The sequence below is a fragment of the Acetobacter papayae JCM 25143 genome, assembly GCF_000613285.1.
In the GTDB taxonomy this organism is placed as follows: Bacteria; Pseudomonadota; Alphaproteobacteria; order Acetobacterales; family Acetobacteraceae; genus Acetobacter; species Acetobacter papayae.
On record NZ_BAIN01000103.1, the window covers coordinates 1 to 5,767 of the forward strand.

The 5,767-nt window shown below is 55.9% G+C and carries 4 protein-coding genes; 2 read left to right on the top strand and 2 right to left on the bottom strand.

Going from position 1 to position 5,767, the window contains the following annotated elements; translation table 11 throughout:
- Nucleotides 1–120: 120 nt before the first annotated feature.
- Entirely contained in the window at nucleotides 121–999 is an 879-nt protein-coding gene (locus tag JCM25143_RS14195; RefSeq protein WP_025861694.1) for a hypothetical protein, read from the bottom strand.
- A 140-nt stretch (nucleotides 1,000–1,139) separates the two neighbouring features.
- Nucleotides 1,140–1,907 (bottom strand): two-partner secretion domain-containing protein, encoded by a 768-nt coding sequence (locus JCM25143_RS14200; RefSeq protein ID WP_025861696.1) that lies wholly within the window; start codon nucleotides 1,905–1,907, stop codon nucleotides 1,140–1,142.
- 380 nt (nucleotides 1,908–2,287) lie between these two features.
- On the opposite strand from JCM25143_RS14200, the gene JCM25143_RS14205 reads away from it, so the two are divergent.
- Together JCM25143_RS14205 and JCM25143_RS14210 are read left to right on the top strand one after the other, a co-directional pair.
- Nucleotides 2,288–3,598 (top strand): type III PLP-dependent enzyme, encoded by a 1,311-nt coding sequence (locus JCM25143_RS14205; RefSeq protein ID WP_025861698.1) that lies wholly within the window; start codon nucleotides 2,288–2,290, stop codon nucleotides 3,596–3,598.
- Nucleotides 3,599–4,582: 984 nt separating this feature from the next.
- A partial coding sequence (locus tag JCM25143_RS14210) for an autotransporter-associated beta strand repeat-containing protein (protein ID WP_199897905.1) occupies nucleotides 4,583–5,767 on the top strand: 1,185 nt, incomplete at its 3' end.

The following is a 5,767-nucleotide window of genomic DNA, read 5'->3' on the forward strand; positions in this document are numbered from 1 at the left end:
CTGCCGGGCTGGCGGCTTTGGGGGCGAGCCGGTCATAGGCCTGTGCGCGGGCCTGCGGAGCGGGTTTGAGCATCAGGCCGGGGAGTGCAAGGGCAAGGCCCGCCAGCAGGGGGCGGCGCATCAGGGGGTGTCTTTCAGCGCGTTGGTGTAGGCGAGGGCGGGCAGAACGATCTGGTAGTCCTGCGGCTGGTCGAGCTGCACCGTTGTATCCGGCCCCTCCAGCGGTCTGGGATGAGCGATAATAATCAGGGCGTCGCTTGCGCCTTTGTCTTCCTCATTGAGCGAGAGCGGTGGGAGGGTGAGGGGAATGGGGCCAATGCCATCGCTTTGCGCGGTCGGCCAGAATACGGGGGTGACAAGGCTGGGGGTAACCCGCCCGGGTGTGACCTGTAGGCCCGGCCCGGCCCCTATATCGGTAAACTGGATGGCACCACGTGGGCCAAAGCTCAAGGCTCCGCCGCTGCTGGTGCCCCCCTTGTTATTATTGGTCAGCAAGGCCAGCACCCCGCCGCCGGTGAGGGTAATGGGGGCATCCACACTAATGGAATGATAGGCCGAAAGTGTCAGGCTGGCTGTGCTGCGCCAGCTCATGGCGGCCAAGACGGCAATATCGCCACGGCCGGGGGCTGTCGTGCCTGCGCCGCTGGCGGTGGTGGCAGAGGTCTGCTCGGTTACGTTGGTGCGGCTGTTCAGCGCGGATACAATGGTGCGGGCGGCAGCACTGTCGATTGTCAGATCATCTGGGTCGAGCAGCCAGCTTCCGCCCTGCCCGGCACGGATCGTGGCGGCCCCTATGGCCAGCGTGTGAGCAGAGGTTTCGATTGTACCGCCCGCACCATTGCCCTTGCCGGTGGCCTTGAGGGTGGCACCCGAGGCCACGGTGGTACGGCGGGCCAGATTGGCGCCGCCCGCGCTGTCGGTGCCGATCAGAATCTGCCCACCCTTGCGCCCGGTTTTGGTGGCCGAGGCGTTCAGCACCGCCTTGCTGCCAAGGCTCACACGCTCGCCATTGGCGTGGAGCGTCCCGCCCGAACCATCCGCATTGGTGGCGCTTATGGTGGTGTTATCGACCGCTGCCGTGCCGTTGGGCGCACTCAGCCAGACCTGCCCGTTGAGCGTTGTGGTGCCTGTGGCTTCGATCAGCCCATCGCGATTACCCGCCAGCGCATAGACATTGCCCCCGGCCGAGGCCAGCGTGGCCGCCGCAGCTTGATCCGCCCTGTATTGGTGACGGAGCCTTGGGCTTTTTTATCGGCGCTGACATAAAGGCCGGAGGGGCCACCCGCCTCGCTCAGTACCACCTCGTTGCCTGCGGCCAGTGCGGCCGTGCCATGGGCGGCGCTTATGGTGCCGCTATTGTTCACGCTCGCGCCCACCAGCACCACATTGCCGTTTGTGCTGGTAATCCGCCCCGCATTGGTGACAGCGCCGGGCGCTGTGCCGGAAAGGGTGATCTTGCCGCCTTTCATAAAGGCGCTGTTCGGTGTGTCGCGCGTAGCACCTACAAAACTGCCGCCAGTGACCACCGTGCCGCCGGGCCCAACCACCACCCCGTTGGGGTTGATCAGAAACACCGTGCCGGTGGCGTTCAGGTGCCCCTGGAGCGAGGAAAGCTGCGCCCCCGTTACCCGGTTGAGGGTCGCGCCGGTTCCGTTGTTGAACTGCACCGTGCCGCCCGCCCCGACGGAAAAACCCTGCCAGTTGATAACCCCGCGGGCGGAGGACTGGTCGATGGTGGTGGTGGCTCCTGCGGTGCTGATGGTGCCGGAACCCGCGACATAAGTGCCGCCTGTAGGCAGAGTCTGGGCGCAGAGGGGCCGGGGGAGCGCACTCAGCAAGGCCAGCAGGGGCAGGGCGGCATGGGGTATTGTTCTGCCTTTGTGTGACGTGAACAGGAAAAATATCATGCCGCAGGGGGTCCGCCAGTATCGGGGGTGATCAGGGTTGCACGTATCATTCTCTTTTGAGGCTGATGCGGGCGGTATGGTACTGCCTTTTACGCGCGGGTAGTCTGTCGCATTTTTGGGTATATCTTGTCTGTATGGAAATGAGCATGTTTTGCGTGAATTTTAGAATGTTTTGAAAAAATAAAAGGAAAACCGTTTTTATGCATGGATTATGAAAAAATTTATAAATAACATGTTTTTATAAAAATCCTTATATATTCGTTAATATAACGGATTTATGCGATAAATTATTTAAAAATTGACCCCTATTCCCATAACGGTACACAGTGCCGCGTGTAGCGTCCATGTTCACTGACAAGCGCACTAAAAGTAGGGTAAAAATGGAAAGACGTAATTTCCTCCGGGCTTCCGTTATCGCGTCTGTCGCCTCGCTGGCGGTGGATGCCGTGCGCGTTTCCGAAGCCAGAGCCGCAGTGAAGCCGCTCACCCCCCCAACCCTGTCGGAGGCTGACGTAGCTGCGCGCCTGCACAAGCTGCGCACACGCAACCAGCGTGCCTGCCCGCCGACAAAAGAGGTTATGACTGCGCTACAGCGTATTCCCAATTCCGTTCTGCTTTATGATCTGGATCAGGTAGAACAGAATTACCTGACCTTTCTTGAGGCCGAACCCGGTGTGGAAGTATTCTATGCCGTAAAATGCGCACCCAATCCGCGTATTCTGCAACGCCTTGCCGCAGCGGGCAGCGGGTTTGACATTGCTTCGCGCGCGGAGCTGGATCTGGCGCTCGCAACCGGTGTTGTCCCGACAAAGTGCATTTTCTCAAACACCGTCAAGCCTGTTGCGGATATCCGCTACGCTTTTGACCATGGTGTAAAGTCCTACGTGGCGGACTCCCGCCATGAGGTGGAAAAGCTGGCCAAGCATGCGCCGGGCACCAATCTGTATGTGCGCATCAGTGTAGACAGCAAGTTTGCCTCGCATCCGCTGGGCGACAAGTTCGGCACAACACCCGAACATGCCAAGGAGCTTCTGCTGCTGGGCCGCAAGCTGGGCCTGAAGCCTTACGGAACGCATTTCCATGTAGGAACGCAGTGCCTGTACCCGCAGGCATGGGAAACGCCGACCGCGCAGGCCGCATCGATTTTCCGTGACATGAAAAAGCACGGGATCGATTTGCAGTTCTTTGATATCGGTGGTGGCTACCCGACTGCCTTTGCAAGCTCGCCCAACCCGCCATCGGTCAAGCAGATTCTTGATACCGTCAAAACCGTTCTGGATCGGGAGCTGCCGGGCCAGAACGTGCGTCTGGCTGTTGAGCCGGGCCGTGGTATTGCTGGTTCGTCCGGCACGGTCAGTGCGCGTGTCATGCTGCGGGCCGACCGGGCCAGTGGCGAGTGGCTGCATCTGGATGCCGGGATTTATCAGGGTCTGTTCGATGCGGTGGACCATTATGTGTACGAAATCGCCACGCCGGGCCGTAGCGGGGCACCGGTTCCCTTTACGCTGTGTGGCCCGACCTGTGACAGCTTCGATACCATCAGCAAGAACCAGAAACTGCCGGGCGACCTGCAGGAAGGGGACCTGCTGATTTTTGAAAACGCTGCCGCGTATTCGGAATCGTGCAACACCACGTTTAACGGTATGCCTTCGCCTGCGGTGCATTACCTGGATGAACTGCTGCCGATCTGACAGGCTGATCCGGGGCTGGGTGGCATAAGCCATTCCTGCCTCGGATAGCTTATGCCGGTAACGGATAAAGGCATGGCTATAACAATAGCCATGCCTTTTTTGCGTACATGATCTGACGTCGCCCTAGGGGTATTACGCCCTGCACTGCGCTCTGGCAGTCGGCCCTGCTGTCCTGATTGCAGGGGTGAAGTCTGGCTTATTCGCCGTGAGAATCGGCTCCGTATTGATGGGGCTGATGGATTCTCCGCCATCAGGGCCTGAAGAGGGAGGTGTTTCCAATCTGCCTAAAAAGTTGCATGGTTTTTTGGATATTTTTTTTATTAAACGTCTTTTGTATAGATTATACAAAAAATTTTACAAAAAAGAGCCGTGGTGAAAAATGTCTTTTCCGCAGAGGAAAAAGGCACGCAGGCAAGGAAATTGCTGAGTTGTGTGCATGGGCATTTCCGCAGAGGCTATTTTATTATGTTAACAAAACATAAAAAATGGCAGAGCATATTTATTTATAAAAAACTAACAATAATTATATCGTTAAGTAAATATAGTGGGTGAAATAATTAACAACAAATAAATATCGATTTTTCAGCTTGTTTTGTCGCGATACATTTATTTTATTCTGGACTCGGGATATGAGACGGAGCGTCAGAAATGAAAAAATGGCGGATGCGCGTGAGCGCTTTTTTTATACCACAAAACAGAACCAAAATGGTACTGTTTGTTGAAATTCCAATAATCATGCCTGTTGTATTTTCTGCCATATGCATAAATGCGTCGCATGCTTATGCGCAGCCTGTAAATCCATATACAGTTGCGACAGGAACTTCGGTAGTTATTGATAAAAATACGACGGTCGATACTGACTCTGCTACCATTAATGGTCATCTTACTATTGATGGCGGCACTTTAAATGAAACGAGCAGAAATACAGGGCAATATAAAATCGGCCTTGTTTACGTTAACGGCACCAGCGGGGACACGGCTACGATGACGGTCGAAAATGGTGGCTCCCTGATCGTGCACCCGGCCGGGAATATTGTGGCTGGTCTTGATGCCGGACAGGTTGGCACGCTGACAGCAACAGGTGCTGGTTCAAACATGTCTGCTGGTTTTTTGCAGGCGGGAAATAGTGGTGATGGCACGATTAATATTCTGGATGGTGCAACCGCCAGTGTGACTCAAACTATTCTTGCAAATATGAGTACAGCGGTTGGTGTGCTGAATGTTTCGGGCTCTGGGTCAAAACTGACAACATCCATACTTTACGTGAATGGTGACGGAAATGGCACTGTAACCATTAGTAACGGGGGTGAGGTCGATGTGAGCACGCAGATTATCTTCGGGTCGGAGGGGGTTGGGGATGGCGTGCTGACTGTCGAAAATGGTAGCGTACTGGCTGCGGGCGGTAATTATGGCCTTGTTGTAGACCCAACTGCAAAAGGCAGCTACCAGTTCACGATAGACAACAGCACGCTGGAAAACATCCAGTCCAACCTTATAACTTATGTTAATATTGGTATTGCCAATACAGCAACTTTTCAGACAAACTCCTTTACGACAGCGCTTGGTGGCATTGTTTATGGCACAGGGAACCTGAACAAAGAGGGCGCAGGCACTCTGCTTATGGCAGAGGACAGCACCTACACGGGAGCCACCACCATTGCACAGGGTACGCTGCAACTGGGTGATGGCGGCACCACGGGTTCGATCGCGTCTTCATCCGCTATTCATGATAACGGCGCGCTTGTTGTGGACCGCAGTAATGCACTGACGCTGACACAGGTTATTGATGGTACGGGTAGCCTGACACAGGCTGGCACGGGCACGACCGTTCTGAGCGCGGACAACACCTACACGGGAGCCACCACCATTACGCAGGGCACGCTGCAATTGGGTAACGGCGGCACCACGGGTTCGATCGCCTCCTCGGCCATTCACAATAACGGTTCCCTTGTTGCGGACCGCAGTAATACGCTGACTGTTTCAGGGGTTATTGATGGTACGGGTAGCCTGACGCAGGCTGGCACGGGCACAACCGTTCTGAGCGCGGACAACACCTACACAGGTGCCACCACCATTACGCAGGGCACGCTGCAACTGGGTAACGGCGGCACCACGGGTTCGATCGCCTCCTCGGCCATTCATAACAACGGCTCCCTTGTTGCGGATCGT